General features: G+C 54.3%; 24 protein-coding genes and 1 other RNA gene. 17 read left to right on the top strand and 8 right to left on the bottom strand.

Annotated features, from left to right (window positions below; translation table 11 throughout):
- Positions 1-20 precede the first annotated feature (20 nt).
- The 8 genes from GQE98_RS16130 to tkt all read right to left on the bottom strand — a co-directional run bounded on the left by GQE98_RS16130 (position 21) and on the right by tkt (position 8,586).
- Positions 21-1,037: an NADPH:quinone oxidoreductase family protein gene (locus GQE98_RS16130; protein WP_161316731.1), complete on the bottom strand. Its 1,017-nt coding sequence runs from the start codon at positions 1,035-1,037 to the stop codon at positions 21-23.
- A gap of 98 nt (positions 1,038-1,135) precedes the next feature.
- Complete coding sequence (locus GQE98_RS16125) at positions 1,136-1,939, bottom strand: inositol monophosphatase family protein (RefSeq protein WP_161316730.1); 804 nt, start codon at positions 1,937-1,939, stop codon at positions 1,136-1,138.
- A 47-nt stretch (positions 1,940-1,986) separates the two neighbouring features.
- Complete coding sequence (gene efp / locus GQE98_RS16120; RefSeq protein WP_161316729.1) at positions 1,987-2,550, bottom strand: elongation factor P; 564 nt, start codon at positions 2,548-2,550, stop codon at positions 1,987-1,989.
- A 42-nt stretch (positions 2,551-2,592) separates the two neighbouring features.
- Positions 2,593-3,252, bottom strand: coding sequence for a thiamine phosphate synthase (gene thiE / locus GQE98_RS16115; protein WP_161316728.1), 660 nt, complete (start codon positions 3,250-3,252; stop codon positions 2,593-2,595).
- Between the two features lie 6 nt (positions 3,253-3,258).
- Positions 3,259-4,269 (bottom strand): class I fructose-bisphosphate aldolase, encoded by a 1,011-nt coding sequence (locus GQE98_RS16110; protein WP_161316727.1) that lies wholly within the window; start codon positions 4,267-4,269, stop codon positions 3,259-3,261.
- A 29-nt stretch (positions 4,270-4,298) separates the two neighbouring features.
- Positions 4,299-5,492, bottom strand: coding sequence for a phosphoglycerate kinase (locus GQE98_RS16105; RefSeq protein ID WP_161317385.1), 1,194 nt, complete (start codon positions 5,490-5,492; stop codon positions 4,299-4,301).
- A gap of 26 nt (positions 5,493-5,518) precedes the next feature.
- Positions 5,519-6,526 (bottom strand): type I glyceraldehyde-3-phosphate dehydrogenase, encoded by a 1,008-nt coding sequence (gap, locus tag GQE98_RS16100; RefSeq protein ID WP_161316726.1) that lies wholly within the window; start codon positions 6,524-6,526, stop codon positions 5,519-5,521.
- A 56-nt stretch (positions 6,527-6,582) separates the two neighbouring features.
- Positions 6,583-8,586 carry a transketolase gene (gene tkt / locus GQE98_RS16095; RefSeq protein ID WP_161316725.1) on the bottom strand — a complete coding sequence of 668 codons (2,004 nt, stop codon included), beginning with the start codon at positions 8,584-8,586 and terminating at the stop codon, positions 6,583-6,585.
- Between the two features lie 402 nt (positions 8,587-8,988).
- On the opposite strand from tkt, the gene GQE98_RS16090 reads away from it, so the two are divergent.
- From GQE98_RS16090 to tilS, 17 genes are all read left to right on the top strand, one after another.
- Positions 8,989-9,249 carry a hypothetical protein gene (locus tag GQE98_RS16090; RefSeq protein ID WP_161316724.1) on the top strand — a complete coding sequence of 87 codons (261 nt, stop codon included), beginning with the start codon at positions 8,989-8,991 and terminating at the stop codon, positions 9,247-9,249.
- A 1-nt stretch (position 9,250) separates the two neighbouring features.
- A complete protein-coding gene (locus GQE98_RS16085) occupies positions 9,251-9,562 on the top strand; it encodes a cell division protein ZapA (protein WP_161316723.1) in 312 nt (103 codons plus the stop codon).
- Positions 9,563-9,571: 9 nt separating this feature from the next.
- Positions 9,572-9,730, top strand: a non-coding RNA gene (gene ssrS, locus GQE98_RS16080) — 6S RNA.
- 34 nt (positions 9,731-9,764) lie between these two features.
- Positions 9,765-10,337 (top strand): 5-formyltetrahydrofolate cyclo-ligase, encoded by a 573-nt coding sequence (locus tag GQE98_RS16075; protein ID WP_161316722.1) that lies wholly within the window; start codon positions 9,765-9,767, stop codon positions 10,335-10,337.
- Positions 10,334-11,152: a TIGR00282 family metallophosphoesterase gene (locus GQE98_RS16070; protein ID WP_161316721.1), complete on the top strand. Its 819-nt coding sequence runs from the start codon at positions 10,334-10,336 to the stop codon at positions 11,150-11,152. Before GQE98_RS16075 ends, GQE98_RS16070 begins: the two co-directional genes overlap by 4 nt.
- A 98-nt stretch (positions 11,153-11,250) precedes the next feature.
- Positions 11,251-12,003: a YebC/PmpR family DNA-binding transcriptional regulator gene (locus tag GQE98_RS16065; RefSeq protein ID WP_161316720.1), complete on the top strand. Its 753-nt coding sequence runs from the start codon at positions 11,251-11,253 to the stop codon at positions 12,001-12,003.
- 26 nt (positions 12,004-12,029) lie between these two features.
- Positions 12,030-12,545, top strand: a complete 516-nt coding sequence (ruvC, locus tag GQE98_RS16060; RefSeq protein WP_161316719.1) for a crossover junction endodeoxyribonuclease RuvC — start codon at positions 12,030-12,032, stop codon at positions 12,543-12,545.
- Positions 12,542-13,159, top strand: coding sequence for a Holliday junction branch migration protein RuvA (gene ruvA / locus GQE98_RS16055; protein ID WP_161316718.1), 618 nt, complete (start codon positions 12,542-12,544; stop codon positions 13,157-13,159). The genes ruvC and ruvA overlap by 4 nt, the downstream gene beginning before the upstream one ends.
- Entirely contained in the window at positions 13,156-14,202 is a 1,047-nt protein-coding gene (ruvB, locus tag GQE98_RS16050) for a Holliday junction branch migration DNA helicase RuvB (RefSeq protein WP_161316717.1), read from the top strand. Before ruvA ends, ruvB begins: the two co-directional genes overlap by 4 nt.
- Positions 14,195-14,683 carry a tol-pal system-associated acyl-CoA thioesterase gene (ybgC, locus tag GQE98_RS16045; protein ID WP_202526351.1) on the top strand — a complete coding sequence of 163 codons (489 nt, stop codon included), beginning with the start codon at positions 14,195-14,197 and terminating at the stop codon, positions 14,681-14,683. Before ruvB ends, ybgC begins: the two co-directional genes overlap by 8 nt.
- Positions 14,684-15,403: a protein TolQ gene (tolQ, locus tag GQE98_RS16040; RefSeq protein WP_246157360.1), complete on the top strand. Its 720-nt coding sequence runs from the start codon at positions 14,684-14,686 to the stop codon at positions 15,401-15,403.
- A gap of 2 nt (positions 15,404-15,405) precedes the next feature.
- Positions 15,406-15,873 carry a protein TolR gene (gene tolR / locus GQE98_RS16035; RefSeq protein WP_161316716.1) on the top strand — a complete coding sequence of 156 codons (468 nt, stop codon included), beginning with the start codon at positions 15,406-15,408 and terminating at the stop codon, positions 15,871-15,873.
- A gap of 18 nt (positions 15,874-15,891) precedes the next feature.
- Positions 15,892-16,821, top strand: a complete 930-nt coding sequence (locus GQE98_RS16030; protein WP_161316715.1) for an energy transducer TonB — start codon at positions 15,892-15,894, stop codon at positions 16,819-16,821.
- Between the two features lie 12 nt (positions 16,822-16,833).
- Positions 16,834-18,183 (top strand): Tol-Pal system beta propeller repeat protein TolB, encoded by a 1,350-nt coding sequence (gene tolB / locus GQE98_RS16025; RefSeq protein WP_161316714.1) that lies wholly within the window; start codon positions 16,834-16,836, stop codon positions 18,181-18,183.
- Positions 18,184-18,321: 138 nt separating this feature from the next.
- Entirely contained in the window at positions 18,322-18,858 is a 537-nt protein-coding gene (gene pal / locus GQE98_RS16020; protein ID WP_161316713.1) for a peptidoglycan-associated lipoprotein Pal, read from the top strand.
- 243 nt (positions 18,859-19,101) lie between these two features.
- Positions 19,102-20,160 carry a tol-pal system protein YbgF gene (gene ybgF / locus GQE98_RS16015; protein WP_161316712.1) on the top strand — a complete coding sequence of 353 codons (1,059 nt, stop codon included), beginning with the start codon at positions 19,102-19,104 and terminating at the stop codon, positions 20,158-20,160.
- 9 nt (positions 20,161-20,169) lie between these two features.
- Positions 20,170-21,510, top strand: a complete 1,341-nt coding sequence (tilS, locus tag GQE98_RS16010) for a tRNA lysidine(34) synthetase TilS (RefSeq protein ID WP_161316711.1) — start codon at positions 20,170-20,172, stop codon at positions 21,508-21,510.
- Positions 21,511-21,532: the final 22 nt, after the last annotated feature.

Below are 21,532 nucleotides of genomic sequence, written 5' to 3'. Positions count from 1 at the left end.
CGTCATCTGGAATGACCGAATTAGTAGTCTTCCTCGTTCATTTCAATAACGCATTTACCGTCAACTTTGCGGTTGATCACGGCATCAAGCGCGTCGACAAACTGCGAGAGCGGGAAGCGGGCGCCAATCTCGGGCTTGATCTGGTTCTTTGCATATAAATCAAGGACACCGGCTGTCATGCCATCAAGTGCTTCGATATGCTGTTTCCGGTTTTCACCCGGGGACCAGCCGAAGAAATGACCGAGGTTGAAGCCCATCGCGGACGCATTTTTCAACAGCAGGGTATTGGCGGCAATTTTAGGAATCTCGCCACAGGCATAACCGATTGTCAACAGTCGCCCTTCATAGGCGAGGGAGCGGATGGACTGGATTGTTACGTCACCGCCGATGCTGTCATAGACAAGGTCAACCCCGCGTCCATTAGTGATGTCCATAACGACATTGCGGAAATTTTCATTCCGGTGGTCGATGACATGATCCGCCCCGTGATGGCGCGCGGTTTCACAATGTTTCTCCCCGCCGGCAACGGCAATCACGGTCGCACCCAGGGCCTTGCCAATCTCAACGGCAGCGGTTCCAACGGCCCCTGCTGCGCCATGGACGAGCAATATCTCTCCGCTTTGCAGGTTTGCCCGGCGCGTGAGGGCCCCATATGAGGTGTTGTAGGACGTGATAAGCGCAGAACCGACGGCGAAATCCATTTCCTTCGGTATCTTAAAGCAGGCGACATCCTCAATCTTGCAAAATCCGGCCGCTCCGCCATGATCGACACTGCACATGACATGATCGCCAACGACGACGCGGGTCACATTTTCCCCGACAGCATGTACGATCCCTGCCGCCTCGGTTGAGGGGATGTAGGGAAGGGGGGCCTTTCGTTGATATTTACCCGCAATATTGAGGGAGGCAGCAAAGCTTACCCCGGCCGCCTTGTTGCGGACAACGACTTCACCGGGGCCGGGATTTGGAATGGGAAGGGTTTCGAGCTTGGCAACTTCTTTGTAGTTACCGAATTCATTGATGACGATAGCACGCATGTCACGTTGATCCTGACTTATTATTATCTTTATTATCTGAAAAACCGGATCTTACTATAGCCGAGCTTTAATTCAGGACAAGTTGCTAATGGCCGTTTTTATCTTCCGAGACGGACTTTCCGGAGCATTTCCATCACAGCGCTGTTGATGCCGCTGTTGGTGGCAAGAATATCGCCTTTTTCCAGCATTTTTTCCCCGCCATCCAGCTGCGAAACCAGGGCACCTGCTTCACGGGCGATGATGATGCCCGCTGCAATGTCCCATTCGGCAAGATTCCGTTCCCAGTAACCGTCATAGCGACCCGCCGCGACATAGGCCAGATCGAGCGAGGCTGCTCCAAAACGACGCACGCCTGCGGACATCGCCATCACCTCTTCAAGTTCCTTCAGGAATTTCCCGTGATCCGGCTTGCCTGCAAAGGGAATGCCGGTCGCCAAAATACAGTCCGTCATCTTGGTGCGGCTGGATACCCGAAGGCGGCGATCATTCATATAGGAGCCGCCACCTTTTTCCGCCCAGAACAATTCGTCTTTCACCGGATCAAGAATGATCCCGGCAATAATCTCTTTTCCGGCTTTTACGCCGATGGAGATCGCGAAATGAGGCAAGCCATGAAGGAAATTTGTTGTCCCGTCGAGGGGATCGACAACCCAATAGTGGGTACCGTCTTTTGCCTCGACAACGCCGCCTTCTTCCAGAATGAATCCGAAATCCGGGCGCAGACGGCCAAGTTCCTCACGCAATGTTGCCTCGCAGGTCAGGTCTGCCTGGGAGACAAAATCCGCCGGGCCCTTGCGGGAAACCTGCAAATGTTCAACTTCGTTGAAGTCACGGAGAAGTTTTCGGGCCGCTTTTCGCGCCGAAAGCTCCATTGCGTTAATAATTGCGGATTTTCTCGCCATCGGCTTTTGCCTTACTTTAAGTCAGAATGCGGGGATTTATACGGCGCTTAGTCCGCCCGCTTGAGATACTCGGATGTTTCCGTGTTGACAACGATTTTCTCGCCGGTGCCGCAAAATGGTGGCACCATCACCCGCATCCCGTTCTCCAGGATCGCCGGTTTATAGGAGGACGCTGCCGTTTGTCCTTTCACGGTTGGTTCGGTCTCGGTGATTTCCAGAGTGACCTGCTCGGGCAGGATAACGGTCAACGGACTTTCTTCATGAAACTCGATCTCGACATCCATGCCGTCCTGCAGGAATGCGGCGCGCTCGCCAACCATATCCTTGGAAATGGATACTTGCTCATAGTTGCTTGTATCCATGAAGGTCAACAGTTCACCGTCTTCATATAGAAACTGGTGCGGTTTCTGTTCCAGACGGACCCGTTCCACCGACTCGGAGGCGCGAAAACGCTCGTTCAACTTCGTACCATCGCGGAGGTTCTTGAGTTCAACCTGCAGATAGGCGCCACCCTTGCCCGGTTGCGTATGCTGAATTTTCACTGCGACCCACAGGCCACCCTTATGTTCGATCACATTGCCCGGACGAACAGCATTTCCGTTAATTTTCATGATTTTTCATCGCTCTTGTCAAAAAATTCTGCGCGGAACCTATCAGGTTGCCATCACCTTATCAATCATCCGATTAAAAGCAGTAACCGCTTCTTTCGGCCCGTCCTTATAATCCCAAACGCCGCCGGCCACAGCGAGGAAATCCGCTCCGCTTTCCAACAGGATTTCTGCATTCGCAACCGTAATGCCGCCAATGGCGACAGACGGGATCAGGGTTGTTGCCGACCACCATTCAAGTATTTCAGGCTCGGCCTTTACCGTGTTGGATTTGGTGGAAGACGTGAAGAAGGCGCCAAAAGCCACGTAGTCTGCTCCCGCTTCACCCGCGATCATGGCCAGATGCCGGGAGTTCTTGCATGTCACGCCGATAATAGCTTCTGGCCCCAGAATATCGCGCGCCTTTTTATAGGGCATATCATCCTGCCCGACATGCACGCCGTCAACGTCAAGTTCCTTGGCAAGTTCTGCATCGTCATTGAGGAGAAAGGCAACGCCGGCGTCTTGTGCAATTGGCAGAAGGCGCTTCGTCGCGGTGATAATCTCCTCGGCCGGACGATCTTTCAGGCGGAGCTGGAAACACGCAATGTCGCCACCGGCAATTGCGTTTCGAAAGGCCATCTCGAAAGTATCAAGGTCAATGACCGCCGGTGAAATCAGGTAGAGACGGGGACGCTCCCGTCCGTCTTCAGGTGCTGTCCCCATAAAGCCCTATTCCATATCTGCGCTGTATTCGCCGTCGCGGGCAGCGCTGGTCAGTTTCGCGCGGTGCAGGAAGGCGGCCTGCGCAGCCTCCACATTCTCGGGCTTGCCCTGCCAAGCGGCAAGGGCGGAGGCCTGAAGTGCTCGGCCGAAGGAATAGCTGATCTCCCAAGGGAACTTACCCATCTTGTTCATGGCATTCAGATGCTCGGTCGCTTGCTGTTCGGTTTGTCCGCCGGAAAGGAAGACAATACCCGGGACAGCTGCTGGCACGGTTTGCTCGAAACAGTAGAGTGTCTTGGTCGCGACTTCTTCGACACCGGCCTGCTCCGGGCAGTCCTTACCGGAAATCACCATATTAGGTTTCAGCAGCATCTGCTCCAGTACAACGCGCTGCTTATAGAGCTCATCGAAGACAGTTTTCAGCGTCGTTTCAGTCACTGCATAGCATTCGTCAATATTATGATCACCGTCCATCAGCACTTCCGGCTCAACGATCGGGACGAGACCAGCTTCCTGACATAGCGCCGCATAGCGGGCGAGGGCATGGGCATTGGTATCGATGCAATATTGGCTGGGGGCGCCATCGCCTATGGAGATCACGGCCCGCCATTTTGCGAAACGTGCGCCGATTTTATGATAGTCGTTCAGCCGGTCCCTAAGGCCATCCAGGCCTTCTGTCACCAGTTCTCCTTCGGAAAAGGCGAGAGATTTGGCGCCCATGTCAACCTTGATGCCGGGAATGATGCCCTGACTCTTGATAAGCTCCGTGAGCGGACGCCCATCTTTTGCGGTCTGGCGAATGGTTTCATCATAGAGGATCACGCCGCTGATATAATCGCCTGCGCCCTTGGAGGAGAGCAGGAGTTCGCGGTAATCGCGGCGGGTTTCTTCCGTGCTGGGTGTGTTGATTGTATCAAGGCGTTTCTTGATGGTCCCAGTGCTTTCATCAGCGGCCAGGATACCCTTGCTGGGGGCGACAAGTGCTTTCGCAATATCTTCTAATTCCATGTCATCCATTTTCTTCACCTCTCGTAAATTTGACCTGATCAACGGCTGAGCGCAGCAACACCTGGCAGAGTTTTGCCTTCCATCCATTCAAGGAACGCACCGCCAGCGGTTGAGATATAGGTCAATCCATCGGTAACGTCTGCCTTCGCGAGTGCCGAGACTGTATCCCCGCCACCGGCAACGGAAATCAGGGTGCCGGCTTTGGTCAGTCTTTCAACTTCCAGGGCAACAGCGTTCGTGCCATCGCCGAAGGGGTCAATCTCGAAGGCGCCAAACGGGCCGTTCCAGATCAGTGTTTTTACCGAAGCGATCCGGGCATTCAGTTCAGCAACGGATTTGGGGCCAATGTCCAGGATCATCTCGTCGGACTGTACCTCGTCAACCGATGCCGCACGATTGGCTGCTCCGGCCTTGAATTCTTTAGCGAGCACCACCTCGGACGGCAATAAAACCTCGCATCCAACCTTATCCGCTTTTACCAGAATTTCAGATGCGGTTTCAGCGAGATCATGCTCGCATAAGGAGGCGCCCACATCAACACCTTTGGCATTCAGGAAGGTGTTCGCCATGCCGCCGCCGATCACCAGAATGTCCACCTTCTCAATCAGGTTGAAAAGAAGGTCGAGCTTGCTGGAGATTTTTGCCCCGCCGACAACCGCCATGACCGGACGGGCAGGCTTTTCAAGCGCTTTTGAGAGTGCTGTCAGCTCTGCTTCCATATTCCGTCCGGCATAGGCCGGAAGAAGATGGGCAAGCGCCTCGGTAGAGGCATGGGCGCGGTGGGAGCAGGAAAAGGCGTCATTCACATAGACATCGCCCGCGGCGGCGAGTTCCTTTGCGAAATCTGCGTCGTTCTTTTCCTCGCCCGCGTGAAAGCGAACATTCTCGGCCAGCAGGATATCTCCTGCCTTGGCCGAGGCGATGGCCGCCACTACAGGCGCTCCAACGCAATCGTCAATAAAGGTAACCGGCCGCTTTATATGGTCGGCCAATCCGTTGGCAATGGGACGGAGGGACATGTCCGGGACGACCTTGCCTTTGGGTCGTCCGAAATGGCTGAGCAGAAGGACTTTCGCACCTTTGTCCGCCAGTTCGTTCAAGGTGGGCAGGATCCGATCGATGCGGGTGAAGTCGGCAATGCTGCCATCCTCCACCGGCACGTTCAGATCAACACGAACCAGAACCGTTTTTCCGCTGGCATCAAGATCGTCGAGAGTCTTGAAATCAACCATACTGTCACTCCGTCCCTGATCGCGTATTACTTGGCGTTTGCCATGGCGAGTGCCGTGTCGCTCATCCGGTTGGAGAAGCCCCATTCGTTATCGTACCAGCTCAGGACACGCACGAATGTACCATCAATCACCTGTGTCTGGGTCAGGTCAAAGGTGGAAGAGGCGGGGTTATGGTTGAAGTCAATGGAAACAACCGGATCGTTGTTTGCATCAAGGACACCTTTCAGACGGCCGTTTGCTGCCTCTGTGATGGCCGCGTTGATTTCTTCCTTGGAGGTAGAACGGCCAGCGACAAACGTCAGGTCAATCATGGACACATTCGGTGTCGGAACCCGAACCGAGGTACCGTCGAGCTTGCCGGCAAGTTCCGGCAGAACCAGACCAACAGCTTTGGCGGCGCCGGTTGATGTCGGGATCATTGACATGGCGGCAGCGCGGGCGCGACGCAGGTCAGAGTGAAGCGTATCCAGAACCGGCTGGTCGCCTGTATAGGCATGAACCGTTGTCATGAAGCCATGAACAAGGCCGACAGTTTCATTGAGGACCTGCGCGACCGGCGCGAGGCAGTTTGTCGTGCAAGAGGCGTTGGACACAACCGTGTGGTCCTTGGTCAGCTTGTCATGATTGACACCGTAAACAACGGTCAGGTCAACGTCGGTACCCGGAGCGGAAATAAGAACTTTCTTTGCACCCGCTTCCAGATGCTTCGCGGCGGCGTCACGCTTGGTGAAGATGCCTGTACATTCAAACGCGATATCGACACCGAGGTCGCCCCACGGAAGTTCAGCAGGATTACGGACGGATGTCACCTTGATCGGGCCACGGCCGAGATCAATGGTATCGCCATTCACTGTGACAGTGCCGGGATAGCGGCCATGTACGCTGTCATATTTCAAAAGATGGGCATTGGCCTCGACAGAACCGAGATCATTGATGCCGACAACTTCGATATCGGTGCGCCCAGATTCATAGATTGCCCGAAGGATATTCCGTCCAATCCGTCCAAAACCGTTAATTGCTACACGAACAGTCATTTTCTTCTACTCCTGATTGCCGGGCTTTCTCATTCGCCGGCCGTTTGCTCTTATGGTTAAAGCCTGTCTTTTGCCGCTGCGACAATTGCTTCGGCAGTAATACCAAAATGTTTATAAAGATCGCCTGCCGGGGCGGAGGCGCCAAAACTGTTGATACCGATAAAGCCACCGTCTGTGCCAGTGTATTTTTCCCAGCCCATGGAGCAGCCTGCCTCAACAGCAATCCTTACAGTATCCTCGCGAAGTGTTTCTTTTTTGTAAGCATCGTCCTGTTTTTCGAACAATTCCCAGCTTGGCATTGAAACAACACGCGTGCCGATGCCCTCGCTTTCAAGCATCTTCTGTGCTTTCAGTGCGATTGTCACTTCTGATCCGGTGGCGAGGAGGGAAACCTTTACGTCAAGGTTGGCCGCGGCCAGCTCATAGCCACCCTTGGCACACAGGTTTTCTGCTGTATGGGTTTTCCGCGCCAGTTCCAGCCCCTGACGACTGAGTGACAGGATGGAGGGGGAAGATTTCGATTGCAGGGCAACCTGCCAGCATTCCGCCGTTTCAACGGCGTCCGCGGGACGGAAGACCTGGACATTCGGCATTGCCCTCAGCGCGGCAAGATGTTCCACCGGTTGATGGGTCGGACCATCTTCGCCAAGACCAATGGAATCATGGGTCATCACATAAATAACCCGTTGTTCCATCAGGGCTGAAAGCCGGATGGCCGGACGGGCATAGTCTGTAAAGACCATAAACGTGCCGCCATACGGGATGAAGCCCTTGTGCAACGCCATTCCGTTCATGATTGCCGCCATGCCAAACTCACGTACGCCATAATAAATATAGCGTCCGGAGAAGTCATCGGCAGTAACCGGCTGCAACTGGGGCGTCAGCGTAAGATTGGAGCCTGTCAGGTCGGCGGAGCCGCCGACTGTTATGCTGACTTTTTCATTAATGACCTTGAGTGCTTCCTGACTGGACTTTCGTGTGGCCCAGGCCGGGGCATCTTCGCTGAGCTGCCGTTTATATTCCAGCAGCGTATCTTCCAGATCTGTTGGCAGATTACCGCTCAGGCTGTTTTTGAAGTCTGACTGTACGTCAGCGGGCAAAGCCTTAAGGGTTTCTTCCCAAGCGGCGGAGTGACGGGCACCCATAGTGCCAACACAACGCCATTTATCGAGAATGTCGTTCGGAATGTCGAACGGCTCGTGGGGCCATCCCAGTTCCTTCCGCGCGAGGGCGATTTCCTCATCGCCAAGCGGGGCGCCATGAACGCCGGAGGTGCCTTGTTTGTTGGGGGCACCGAAACCGATAGTCGTGCGACAGGCGATCATAGACGGCTTGTCCGTCTTCTGCGCCGCGGCAATTGCTTTTTCGATCTGTGCAGCATCATGACCGTCTACGGACAGAACGTCCCAGCCATGGGCCTCAAAGCGTTTCGCCTGATCGTCGGAAACCGCGAGATCTGTGGAGCCATCGATGCTGATGGAATTATCGTCCCACAACACGATCAGCTTGTTTAGCTTGAGGTGGCCGGCGAAAGAAATAGCTTCATGGCTGATTCCTTCCATAAGGCAGCCGTCACCCGCGATCACATAAGTATAATGATCGACAATTTCCTTGAAGCGGGCGGCCTGCATCTTTTCGGCGAGTGCCATGCCGACGGCCATGGCGAGACCCTGGCCGAGCGGTCCAGTCGTCGTTTCCACGCCATCGGCATGCCCGAATTCGGGATGTCCGGCAGTTTTCGAATCCAGTTGGCGGAAATTCTTGATTTCCTCCAGGGTCATGTCCTTGTACCCGGTCAGATGCAACAGCGAGTAAAGCAACATGGACCCATGACCGGCCGACAGGACGAAACGATCGCGATCGGGCCAGTCCGGTTTTGCCGGGTCGAATTTCAGGAATTTGGAAAACAGGACAGTCGCGACATCGGCCATTCCCATTGGCATGCCGGGATGGCCGGAATTTGCGGCCTGCACGGCGTCCATGGACAATGCCCGGATGGCATTTGCCATATTATCATGTTTGCTTGAGTTCGGTGACGACTTAAGCCCGATCTTGTTCATACTTGGCTCATCTCCATCCACCAGGCAATCTTGATATTACTCTCTTAATAGCATTGCGCGCACGATAAGAAATCAATTGCCCGCATTTTGCTTTCAGATTGCTGGTGCCCGTCTTCGGGTTGGTTTCAAAATGTATCCGTTCGTCAGATCATTCCAGTCAATAATTGCCTTCGCGCGGTGGCGCGTCGGCATACGGAATGCAAAGCCAAAAGGGTTTCCTTTCGGAATCGGGGGGAAGATGCCGCCCAAACTCGGGTACGTCAACCGCTTAGTTCATGGAAATACCGTGAATCCCCTTAAAATGCGTCTCAACCAATAAGGTTGACGAGTGTTACAGCAAGATCGTATTGTCAAAGATGAGAGATTTCCGGTAACTGACCATAAACAGTGTGGAATAGTCTGATGGCGAACGAGCAGGACAGCGAATCGAGGATGGGGGCCGCAATTGCCCGGCTTGAAAAGGCCGCCACCACCTTAACGCGGGAAAAGCAGCAGGGAAGGTTTGGCGCGGTAGGTTCCGACCTTGCGGCCGAGAACGAGGCGCTAAAAAGTGAGCTTGAGAGTTTGCGGAACAAGTATGAGTTATTGAAAAAGAAGACGCAGACAGTGTCTGGACGCCTTGACAAGTCTATCGACCAGCTCAGCATGATATTGGAGCAGTAGCATGGGATCATTGACAGTCAATGTTAACGGACGGAGTTATCCGATCGTTTGCGGCGATGGCGAGGAGCCACATCTTGAATACCTCGCCGAATTTGTCGATAAGAAGGTTCAGGATCTTACCGAGTCGATCGGCAGTGCGAGCGAGGGACAGCTTTTGCTGATGGCCTGCCTGTTGATCGCGGATGACTTGTCGCAGGCCTATGAATCGATCGAGAAACTTCGCGAAGAAATAGATGAGGCGCAAGGCTCCGATTCCCAGGATGTCTGGGCCGAAAAAATTGAGGCTATTGCACAAAAGCTCGAAAGTGCTTAAATGAGCAGTGTTGCACTGACTCGTGCGTTAGACGAATGATATCCTGGGGCCAATAACGAAATCCCGGGAGCTGATCCCTGACTGGACCGTGGTCCTACTATATCGGCGCCCACCTGACTTGTCAGGCCACAGCGATTTCCACGCGTCGACGGCTATGTTGGTGCAGCACTACCTAAATCTCGATCCTGCCGAAAAATAGCCTGTGACACTGACCATCAGAGACCAAAAACAGCAACAGCGCGATTCTGCATTTGCCCGTCGGGCATCAATTGTCGCGGGCAATGCGGGGGTGCAGGCCGCTCGCCACTTCATTAAAGCCTTTCCATCACTGGACTCTTTAACTGTTTCCCTTTACTGGCCCCTTGGAAGTGAATTGGATTCAAGGCCGCTCTTGCGGGTTCTTCATGAAATGGGTGCAGATTGCGCCTTGCCCGTGGTCGAGAAAAAGGACCATCCGCTGTTGTTTCGCCGCTGGACGCCGGAAACAGTGATGGAACCCGGCGCCTTTAATGTGATGGTTCCGGCAAAAACCGACGACTATGTCATTCCCGGCCTTGTGATCACGCCGATGCTTGCCTTTGATGCGGTGGGTAATAGACTGGGCTATGGTGGTGGCTTTTACGATCGGACGCTTGAAAAGCTTCGAAATGAGGCAGGAAGCCGTGCGATCGGCCTGGCTTACGCTGCGCAAGAGGTAGAACGGGTCGTGACTGATTGTTTTGACCAGCGGCTTGCCGGCATATTAACAGAAAAAGATTTTAGGATAATAGAATGAAAATCCTCTATTTCGGAGATGTCGTGGGCCGAGCAGGGCGGGATGTGCTGGTCCAGCAGCTGCCAAAAATCCGAGAACGTCTGTCGGCTGATTTTGTCGTCGTAAATGGTGAGAATGCCGCGGGAGGCTTTGGTATCACTGAAAAAATTGCCGAGGAATTCTTTTCTGCGGGAACAGACTGTGTTGTTCTTGGTAATCACAGCTTCGATCAAAAGGAGATCATGCCGGTTCTCGAAAAGGATGCCCGTATCCTGCGGCCGGTCAATTACCCGAAAGATACGCCCGGGCGCGGTTTCAGTGCCTTCAAGACACGGCGCGGCAAGACAATCCTGGTGGTGCAGGTAATGGCGCGGCTGTTTATGGATCCGCTAGATGATCCTTTCGCGGCGGTGGAAAAGCTGCTCACCGGAAATCCGTTGGGTAAGAAATATGATGCCATCCTGGTTGATATTCACGGGGAAATCACATCGGAGAAAATGACCATGGGGCACTTTTGCGATGGTCGGGTTTCCATGGTGGTTGGCAGTCATACACATGTGCCCACGGCGGACGCGCAGATTTTCCCGGGCGGTACGGCCTATCAGACGGATGCCGGCATGTGTGGTGACTATAATTCCGTGATTGGCATGGACAAGGAGGAGCCGCTTCGTCGTTTTACCCGGAAAATTCCGGGTGGGCGGTTTTCCCCTGCGCTGGGTGAAGGGACGGCTTGCGGAGTTTTCGTTGAGACGGACGATAAAACTGGCCTTGCGAGATATATTTCCCCTTTACGTGTCGGCGGTCGCCTGATTGAGATATGGCCAGAGAGTTCCTGAAGCCCGCACAGGATGCAAAAAGGACGTGCCTCTTGAGTGCGGATCGGGTACAAACGGCGAAACAGTAAGCAAACAGTAGTGGGACCAAGAGACGGAATATGGCCGGACATTCACAATTCAAGAACATCATGCACCGCAAGGGCGCGCAGGATAAGAAACGGGCGAAGATTTTTGCCAAACATATCCGGGAGCTGACGGTCGCGGCGAAAACCGGCTTGCCGGATCCCGCCATGAACCCGCGGCTTCGAAGCGCCATCTCCGCCGCCCGCGGCGACAACATGCCAAATGATAATATCGACCGTGCGATCAAGCGCGCCTCGGGCGAGGCAGGTGCGGATAACTATGAGGAAATGCGCTATGAGGGTTATGGCCCGGGTGGCGTTGCCATTATTGTCGAGACTTTGACTGATAACCGCAATCGCACCGCCGCTGATGTGCGCGCCGCATTTGCCAAGGCAGGCGGAACAATGGGGGAGACAGGGTCTGTCGCCTTCATGTTCGACCGGATTGGGCAGGTTATCTATGCCGCTGATGCGATAGACGCCGATGAAATGTTTGAAGCGGCGCTGGAAGCAGGTGCGGAGAATGTCGAAAGCGATACCCAGATCCATGACATAACCTGCGCGATGGAGGATTTTAACGACGTGCGCGATGCGCTAGAAGAGAAATTCGGCACGCCGCAGGAAGCGGGCATCGTCTGGAAGCCACAGAATTCGATCCCGGTGGAAACGGAGGATCTGGCCAACTCCCTCTTCAAGCTGGTGGATGTGCTCGAAGATAACGACGACGTGCAGAAGGTGTCGGCCAATTTCGATATTCCCGAAGAAATCATGGAGAAACTGGGCGAGTAACTTTTTAGAAGGACAGTAATTTTATCATGCGTTTATTGGGGCTGGATCCGGGACTTCGCCATACCGGCTGGGGGATCATAGAGGCAGAGGGCAATACCCTCCGGCATCTCGCCAATGGCGCAATTTCTTCTGATGGTAATCTCAGCCTTTCTGAACGCCTTGTTCAGCTCTATGACGGAATTTCCAAGGTTATTCTTGACTGGCAGCCTGCCGAGGCAGCGGTTGAGGAAACCTTTGTGAACAAGAATCCCGTCTCGACCCTGAAGCTTGGTCAGGCGCGCGGGATTTCATTGCTGGTTCCGTCGCTCAATGGTCTTCCGGTTGAGGAATATGCCCCCAACAAGATCAAGAAATCCGTTGTAGGTGCGGGCCATGCCGGAAAAGACCAGATCCACGCGATGGTGGGAATGCTTCTACCGGGGTGCACCATTGCGAACGAACATGCGGCCGACGCGCTCGCTGTTGCTATTTGCCATGCTCATTATGCGGGAAGTAACCGCAACCTTAAGAAAGCCACCATGATGGCGGGACGGGCGCCATGATTGCGAAATTGACTGGTAAACTGGACGAAATCGGTGAAGACTGGGTCATTGTTGATGTCGGCGGCGTCGGTTATCTCGTCTTCTGTTCAGGACGGATGCTCCGGAACCTGCCGGAAAAAGGCGGCATTGTCTCACTTCATATCGAGACCCATGTGCGTGAGGATCATATCCATCTTTATGGCTTTGAAAGCGTGGCGGCACGGTCCTGGTTCAATCTGCTGCAGACCGTGCAGGGCGTGGGGGCGAAGGTTGCGCTGGGCATTCTGTCTCTTTATGGCGGGGAAGAACTCACGCAGGTTGTTGCGGCAGGGGACAAGACGGCGCTCACCCGTGTTTCCGGTGTTGGGCCAAAAGTTGCAGGCCGGATCACGGCGGAGCTGAAAGACAAGGTCGCAAAGATGGACCTGGGGCCTGTTGCCTTTAATGCGGAAGTCTCAGCAGCGGCACCGAAACCGGCACAAGCTGCGGCTGGCGATGCGGTGTCCGCGCTTGTCAATCTCGGTTATGGCCGGGCGGATGCCTTTGGCGCGGTTGCCGCAGCCGCACGGAACCTGGGGCCCGACGCGTCGGTTGAGGCCTTGATAACTGCCGGGTTGAAGGAGCTTGCGGCATGAGTGACGAGAGGCTTGTCAGCGCGGCGTCCAGTACCCAGGACGATATCGAGACTCAGTTTCGCCCTCAGGTGTTGGATGATTTTATCGGCCAGAAACAGGTGCGCGAGAATTTAAGCGTCTTCATCCAGGCTGCGAAATCACGCGGCGAAGCCCTTGACCATGTGATGTTTTTTGGGCCTCCTGGTCTTGGAAAGACGACGCTCTCTCAAATTGTCGCGCGTGAGCTTGGCGTTAATTTCCGTGCAACTGCCGGACCGGTGATCACCAAGGCAGGGGATCTTGCGGCGCTGCTTACCAACCTCGAAAAGAACGATGTGCTCTTTATTGATGAAATTCATCGCCTGAGCCCCGCGGTCGAGGAAATTCTCTATCCGGCGATGGAGGATTTCCATCTTGACCTGATCATCGGGGAAGGGCCCGCGGCTCGTTCCGTACGCATTGATCTGCCACCGTTTACGCTGGTCGGCGCAACGACCCGCTCTGGCCTGATCACGACCCCGCTCCGGGAGCGTTTTGGTATTCCGCTGCGGATGAATTTCTATGAGCCGGATGAACTTAAGCTTATTGTGGCGCGCGGCGCCCGGGTTCTGGGCCTCAATCTCAGTGAAGACGGCGCGATTGAGATTGCCAGACGCAGTCGCGGCACACCGCGTGTTGCCGGGCGTCTTCTACGCCGGGTGCGGGATTTTGCCGCTGTTGCCGGGGCAGATCTTGTTGATGCGGTCAAGGCCGATGCGGCCCTCAACCGGCTTGAAGTGGATAAACGCGGGCTCGACAGCATGGACCGGCGTTACCTAGGCCGCATTGCCGAGGATTTCGGCGGTGGTCCGGTTGGTGTGGAGACTCTTTCCGCCGCCTTGTCGGAACCGCGCGATGCGATCGAGGATATTATCGAACCTTACCTGATCCAGCAGGGATTTCTGCAGCGCACCCCGCGCGGACGGATGCTGACCAAGGCGGCATTTGATCATCTGGGATTGTCCTTTCCGAAGACGATGAGCGAGCAACTCTCACTCATCGATGAAGAGCGCCGGAATGAGTAAAAGTAATATGCTCGGCCGGTTTGAGACAGGAGTTCAAGGGACGCAGCATATCTTTCCGGTTCCTGTTTACTGGGAGGATACGGATGCGGGCGGGATCGTTTATTACGCCAACTATCTTAAGTTTACAGAACGGGCCCGAACAGACATGCTTCGGGGGCTCGGTATTAATCAGCAGGCGATGATGGAAGAGGAGGGCGCGAATTTTGTCGTCCGCGCCTGTGAAATAGAATATCTTAAACCCGCTAAGATGGAAGATGAACTCGAAATCGTGACCTCGGTGACCGATCTGCGCGGCGCGTCCCTCAGGATGGCGCAGAATATATACCGTGATGGGGGCTTGCTCGTGGAGACAAAAGTACGCATCGCCTGCCTTGATAGAGAAGGTAGGCCACAGCGTCTTTCTTCTGCCATAAATGAGAAGTTTAATGCGATTTTGGGCGATTCGGCTTTATATGCGAAGACTTTAGCCAGGGAAGAGTAAATGGAAAATGATGCTATTGTCGTCACCCAGATGGGCGGCGGTGCTCACGATTTATCAATGATCGGCCTGTTTGTTCAGGCCGATATTGTTGTGCAGATAGTGATGATCGTACTGGTACTGGCCTCCTTCTGGAGTTGGGCGATCATTATCGACAAGATCCTTCGGTTTCGCCGGATAACGGCCGATGCGGATGAATTCGAGAATGAATTCTGGTCCGGCGGTAATCTGGAGGATTTGCAACGTCGGGTCGGGTCCAGCCCTGATAATCCGCTTGCCATGCTGTTTGCCGCCGCGATGAAAGAATGGTCCCGCTCAACCGAGAAAGGGATTGGCAAGCATTCGCATACGGGTCTGCAGGCACGTATCCATCAGGTGATGCGGGTGACCATTGACCGTGAGGTCGAGCGGCTGGAGAAATATCTGGGCTTTCTCGCAACTGTCGGTTCGACGGCTACTTTCCTTGGTTTGTTCGGTACCGTCTGGGGGATCATGAACAGCTTCCAGTCGATTGCCGCCACCAAGGATACCAGTCTCGCTGTTGTTGCCCCGGGTATTGCAGAGGCTTTGTTCGCGACGGCGCTCGGTCTTGTTGCGGCCATCCCGGCTGTTGTTGCCTATAATAAGTTCTCTAACGATCTGCAGCGGATTATTACCCGTCTGGAAGGATTTGCCGGCGAGTTTTCCGCCATCCTGTCCCGCCAGCTTGATTTGGGCGACTGATCATGGATGCCAATCATTATAAAGCCTTTACCGGCAAGGGCAGGCGGCGACGCCATACCCAGATGTCGGAAATCAACGTCACGCCATTTGTCGATGTGATGCTTGTTCTGCTTATCGTTTTCATGGTGACGGCGCCGCTTTTGACCGTCGGCGTACCGCTGGAACTTCCGAGCAGTAAGGCCGCAACGGTTCAGGGTAATGACGAACCGCTGGTGATCAGTGTCGATGGGGAAGGGCGGCTATACCTTGAGGATGTGGAGATCGAACTTGTAAACCTGGTGCCCAAACTCCGGGCGGTGACCGGCGCGAAGCAGGATCAGCGCATTTTTGTACGCGGTGATACCAATGTGAGCTACGGTCGGGTTCTTTCGGTCATGGGCGAAATTCATAACGCCGGTTTCAAGCGCGTTGCGATGATCTCTGCCGGTCCCGGCAAAGCGGCCAGCGGCGCGCAACAAGACAACAATTAGTATGGGGTCCTCCAACTGATGAGAGTGTCCGCCCTAGCTTCGGCCGTATTGCATATGCTGATCCTTGTGATCATGTATACCGGCCTGCCGTTGTTTACGGACCCGAAGCTGTTTGAGCCACCGGTTGTCATCGATGTCGAGATTGTGGATGTGGCTGATATTACCAATCTGCCAAAACCTGCGCCGGAGCCGGAGAAGATCGAAAAGCCGGAACCGGAACCCAAGCCGGAACCTAAACCGGAACCACAACCAGCCCCAAAGCCGGAGCCCAAGCCAACGCCTGCGCCCGAACCGAAGCCTGAGCCGGAACCTGCCCCTGAACCGGAACCGGAACCAGAGCCTGAACCTGCTCCTGAGCCGGAGCCGGAGCCCGAACCTGCGCCGAAGGCAGAAAAGAAGCCGATCCCCAAGCCACCGGTCAAGCCAAAGCCTAAACCGAAACCAGAGCCGAAGCCTGAGCCGAAGCCCGAGCCGAAGAAGCCCGAGCCGAAAAAGCCGGCGTTTGATTTGAATCAGATGAAGGCGCTGCTTGATAAGAAAAAGCGGGAGCAGGCGACGAAGTCTCAGGATACAGCAGACATAAAAAAGCCCAATTCTGCTGAAAAGGTGCCGAACTCCTCAAGCAAGGCTATGGACAGTTCCCTGCCGCTGACGCTGAGCGAAAAAGATGCGCTACGGCAGCAAGTCCAGAGATGCTGGAACGTGCCGACAGGAGCGGTGGATGCGGAAGAGCTGGTTGTGTCAATTCGAATTCAGTTAAATCAGGACGGATCATTGAACGGACCTCCGGAAATTGTTAATGGTGGATTGGATGACCCTTATGTTTTGGCGGCTTCGGATAGTGCACGGCGAGCAGTCTTGCAATGCCAGCCCTATAATCTGCCGGCTGAAAAGTATGAGAGCTGGCGCGAGGTCACGATGAATTTCAATCCGAAGGACATGTTCTAGGTGATAGGAAGAATGATGATTGGTAGAGTACAAAAAATCTCCGGTTTCTTGATGGGCCTGCTCTTGGTGCTGTCCGTTTCGAACAGTGCACGGGCCGAGCTTGTTATAGATATCACGCAGGGCAATATCGAGCCGATGCCGATCGCGATAACGGATTTTTATGCGGATAACGAGGCGACTGCAAAAATCGGCAAGCAGATGGCCGATGTCATCCGCGCCGATCTGGAACGCTCCGGCCTGTTTGCGCCGATTGATCCGCGCGCTTATTTGCAGCAGCCGAAGGATTTACAGGCCGTGCCGGTTTTCGCCAACTGGCGCAAGATTGCCGCACAGGCTCTCTCCACAGGACTTGTTCAGGCACTTGGGGATGGACAGATCAATGTTCAATTCCGCCTTTGGGATGTCTTCGCGGAACAACATCTGACAGGTATTCAATACACGACGCCGCCGTCCAACTGGCGCTGGACCGCGCATCTGATTGCGGATGAAATATACAAGCGCTTGACCGGGGAAGATGGTTATTTCTCAACCCGCATTGTCTATGTTTCGGAAAGCGGGCCGGCGGATCGGCGGGTTAAGCGCCTTGCGATCATGGATCAGGATGGCGAGAACCACCAGTTCCTGACCAGTGGAAATGAGTTGGTATTGACGCCCCGATATTCACCAACACAGCAGGTACTGACCTACCTGTCCTATTTCAACAATAAGCCGCGGGTGTATCTCTACAATCTGGATACCGGGCAGCAGGAAATCCTTGGGGAGTTTCCGGGCATGACATTTGCGCCTCGGTTCTCACCATCGGGAAATCAGGTTGTGATGAGCATGGCGCAGGACGGCAATTCTGAAATATATTTGATGGATTTACGGACACGGGAGCTCAAGCGCCTCACCAATTATGCCGGCATTGATACGGCACCGTCCTTTTCGCCCGATGGAACTCAAATCACCTTTGAGTCGGACCGCGGTGGGCGCCAGCAGATTTATGTCATGGACGCGGATGGATCAAATGTGAAGCGGATCAGCTTCGGTAGTGGCAATTATGGTACACCGGTTTGGTCCCCGCGCGGCGATCTGATTGCCTTTACCAAGCTTACCGGGGGACAGTTTTCCATCGGTGTCATGCGCACTGATGGCTCGCAGGAACGGATTTTGACCGAAGGCTTTCACAACGAAGGCCCCACCTGGGCGCCAAACGGACGCGTATTGATGTTCTTCCGCCAGATTCAGGGTAAAAATGATGGCACTAGTGATAAAGTTCGCTTGTGGTCAGTAGACCTTACAGGATATAACGAGCGAGAGGTTATCACGCCAGGTGACGGGTCTGATCCGGCGTGGTCTCCACCGTATAACTTGAATAGGTGAGATCAAATCACTATAGTTTGCGATGTTATAATATTTCGGGGGACCATCTTTACAAGTTTCTCATAGATACATTCCGTATCCTTGTTTAACGCGAGATACCCAAAGTTCAGAGATTTCCAGAGGATGGGAGTTAATTACATGCGGCTCAATCTAGGCCTTAAAACCTTAAGTATTTTCACAGCACTGCTGCTGGTTGCAGCTTGTGAAACGGCACCAACAGAAACCGGTGACAGCTCAGGTGGGGGCGCGACTACCCAGACGAGCGGATCTGGTTCATCAACAACAGTTGTTACTGAAACCACAACAACTACCGTTAAGCCTGGCAGCCAGGAAGACCTGGTTCTTAATGTCGGCGATCGTGTGTTCTTCGGATTTGACAAGTACGACGTGGATAGTGAAGCACAGGCAACCCTGCAGCGTCAGGCAGCCTGGTTGAAAGCGAATCCCACGGTTACGCTTGTGATTGAAGGAAATGCTGACGAACGCGGAACACGCGAATACAACCTCGCGCTTGGCGATCGCCGGGCAACGGCTGTGAAGAACTACCTGGTAACCCTGGGTATTTCTGCAGATCGCCTCTCGACCATTTCCTATGGTAAGGAGCGTCCGGTCGCTCTCGGTCATAATGAGGCCGCGTGGGCACAGAACAGACGGGCGGTTTCGGTTGTAAACTAATCGCGACCATCTATTCCGGCGCCCGCTGTCGCACTAACTTGTTTAGTGACGCCAGCGGGCGTTTTTTTTGAGACGGGCGGGCCGGGTTATAACGGAGCGCCAAATATTGATCATAAAATTGCCAATATTTCGAACAAGTTTGGTATCTTGTGAAAAATACCCTACGGATCGAGGAAAGGGTGCGCCGCGATGATTTGGACTGTTTCAAGGACCGTAACCGGGAAGGCTCGTCCTTCCGGGAAAATGAGTCTCCTGATCCCCTGCCTTATGCTGGCAATGGGAACATTCATGCTGCCGACACTCGCGCTGGCACAAAGCAATAGCGAGGTCCGGGCACTGGTTGACCGGATCAACCGGCTGGAACAGGACGTTACGGACATGCAGCGTTCCGTATATAGTGGCGCCGCCCCGGCGCCGCGCCCCGCCGCACCAAGCAGTTCCACATTGCCTGCAACATCTGGTGGCAAAGTCAGTCAGGATGGTCTCGCGCTTTTGCTGCAGCGTATCAGTACCCTTGAAGAAGAGCAGCGCCGTCTGACGGGCGCGCAGGAAGAAACAAGCTTCAAGATAAATCAGATGACCACCCGCCTCGACAAGCTGGTAAAGGATGTTGATTTCCGCCTGACGGATATTGAGCGCCGCCTCGGGGCTCCTGGGGTAACAACTGGTGCCACAACGGACGCAACGGGTGCACCAACGCCACTCGCCGGAACAGGGGCAACTGCTTCCGGAACCAGCGGAAGCGGGTCGTCAACGGGACCTGTCGTGATTGGCGGGGACAGCTTGCCAGAAGGCAGCAAGGTTCTGGGTACGTTGCCGGCGAACAACAGCGGCACGGCGGCCACCACTTCTGCTCCGGCGACAACGGGAACTGCAGTCGCTTCAACCGCATCCACGGGAGGTGGTTTGCCGGCAGGTTCCGCCTCAGATCAGTATAATTATGCCATTTCCCTCGTGCGACAGGATCGCTATGACGATGCCGAGGCGGCCTTTACCGAGTTCCTGAAAACTCACAAAGATAATGATCTGGCCGGCAATGCCCAATATTGGCTGGGTGAGACATTCTATGTCCGGGGCGATTATCCGAATGCCGCATCGGCTTTTTTTGAAGGGTATCAGAACTATCCGGATAGTTCCAAGGCTGCGGACAATCTTTTGAAGCTCGCCATGACTCTTGGCCGCATGGATCAAACGGAGGAAGCCTGCGCCACCTTTGGTCAGATGGATAAGCAGTTCAATCAAATACCTGCCAGACTGCGACAGACCGCAGATCGGGAAAAACAAAAATTCAATTGCAAATGATGCGCCGCCGTGGCTGACCCTTTGGCCGTTTCCGGACTGCCCCATATTTTCACGGAGACAATGCGGGGTCTTTTACCGCATGGGTTTCCGCGACGGTTGGCTGTGGCGGTATCCGGCGGATCGGACAGTATGGCCTTGGCCTTGCTGGCGAAAGACTGGGCGGATCGGGAAGGGGTTATTCTTACCGCCTTCACCGTAAATCATGGATTGCGTACAGAGGCTGCCGGGGAAGCAAGGCAAGTCAAACGCTGGCTTGAAGCCAGAGGGATTACCACGCGCGTTCTTACCTGGAAGGGTCCCTATCCGAAATCCGGTATTCAGGAAGCAGCGCGCAATGCCCGTTATCAATTGATGGCTAAAGCCTGCACAGATGAGGCCATAGGCGCATTGCTGCTCGGTCATCAACTGGAAGACCAGCTTGAGACATTGTTAATGCGGCTTTCCAAGGGGAGCGGATTGGAAGGCCTTGCCGCCATTCAAGGGGTAAGCGAATGGGGACGCCTTCGTCTGCTTCGCCCGCTTTTGACTGTTCGGCGCACAGTGCTACGCGAGTACCTAAACGCTTATAGTCAGGGTTGGATTGATGATCCGAGCAATGAAAACCCGGTTTACACACGCACGCGTGTCGGGGCGGTCTTATCGGAGATGCAACAACTACCGGGCAGTAATATGGAGACCATTGCGTTGTCTCTTGCGCGGCTGCAAAGAGCATCAAACAGTCTTGAGATGCTCGCTGGGCAAAAGATTCAGGCGGAATGTGAGATCAGTCCGCTTGGTTTTATCCAGATGCCGGATCGTATGCTTGATGACTGCCCGGAGGAGCTTTCACTCCGTATTCTCTCCATGCTCCTGCGGTGTGTCGGCGGCGGGCAGCGGATCAAGCTCTCGACGCTTGAACAACTCTATCATCGGCTATTTAAGGAGGGGGCGGGTAAAAGCGCCACAATTGCCGGGGCCCAAATGCAGAAATCCGGAAATGGCTGGTTGTTTTGCCGGGAACCCGGTCGGGCAGGTTTGCCGAACATTAAGGTGATGGCGGAGCAGGAGGATTGGATCTGGGATAACCGGTTCATGATCACGGATAGCTTGCCTGGGGAAGAATTGCCCGAAGGACTTTATATTGACGCTCTCGGTGCTGAGGGGTGGCGCCAGATAAAGGAATTCTCGGATATGAGCCGGCTACCGTTTGTTCCCGCAAAGGTTCGAAATAGTCTGCCTGCCCTCTGGATTGAAGATAAAATGGTTGCGGCGCCCCTGTTGTTGACAGATAAAACTGATAATTTTGTTTTTAATCAGCGTTTCAAGATGCAATTTAGGGCATTTTACTGGATGACTGACCCAATTTCGTGATAATTATCGTCGATTGACAAAA

Source organism: Sneathiella litorea (assembly GCF_009882915.1).
Classification (GTDB): domain Bacteria; phylum Pseudomonadota; class Alphaproteobacteria; order Sneathiellales; family Sneathiellaceae; genus Sneathiella; species Sneathiella litorea.
This window is presented reverse-complemented; position numbering and strand designations above follow the sequence as displayed.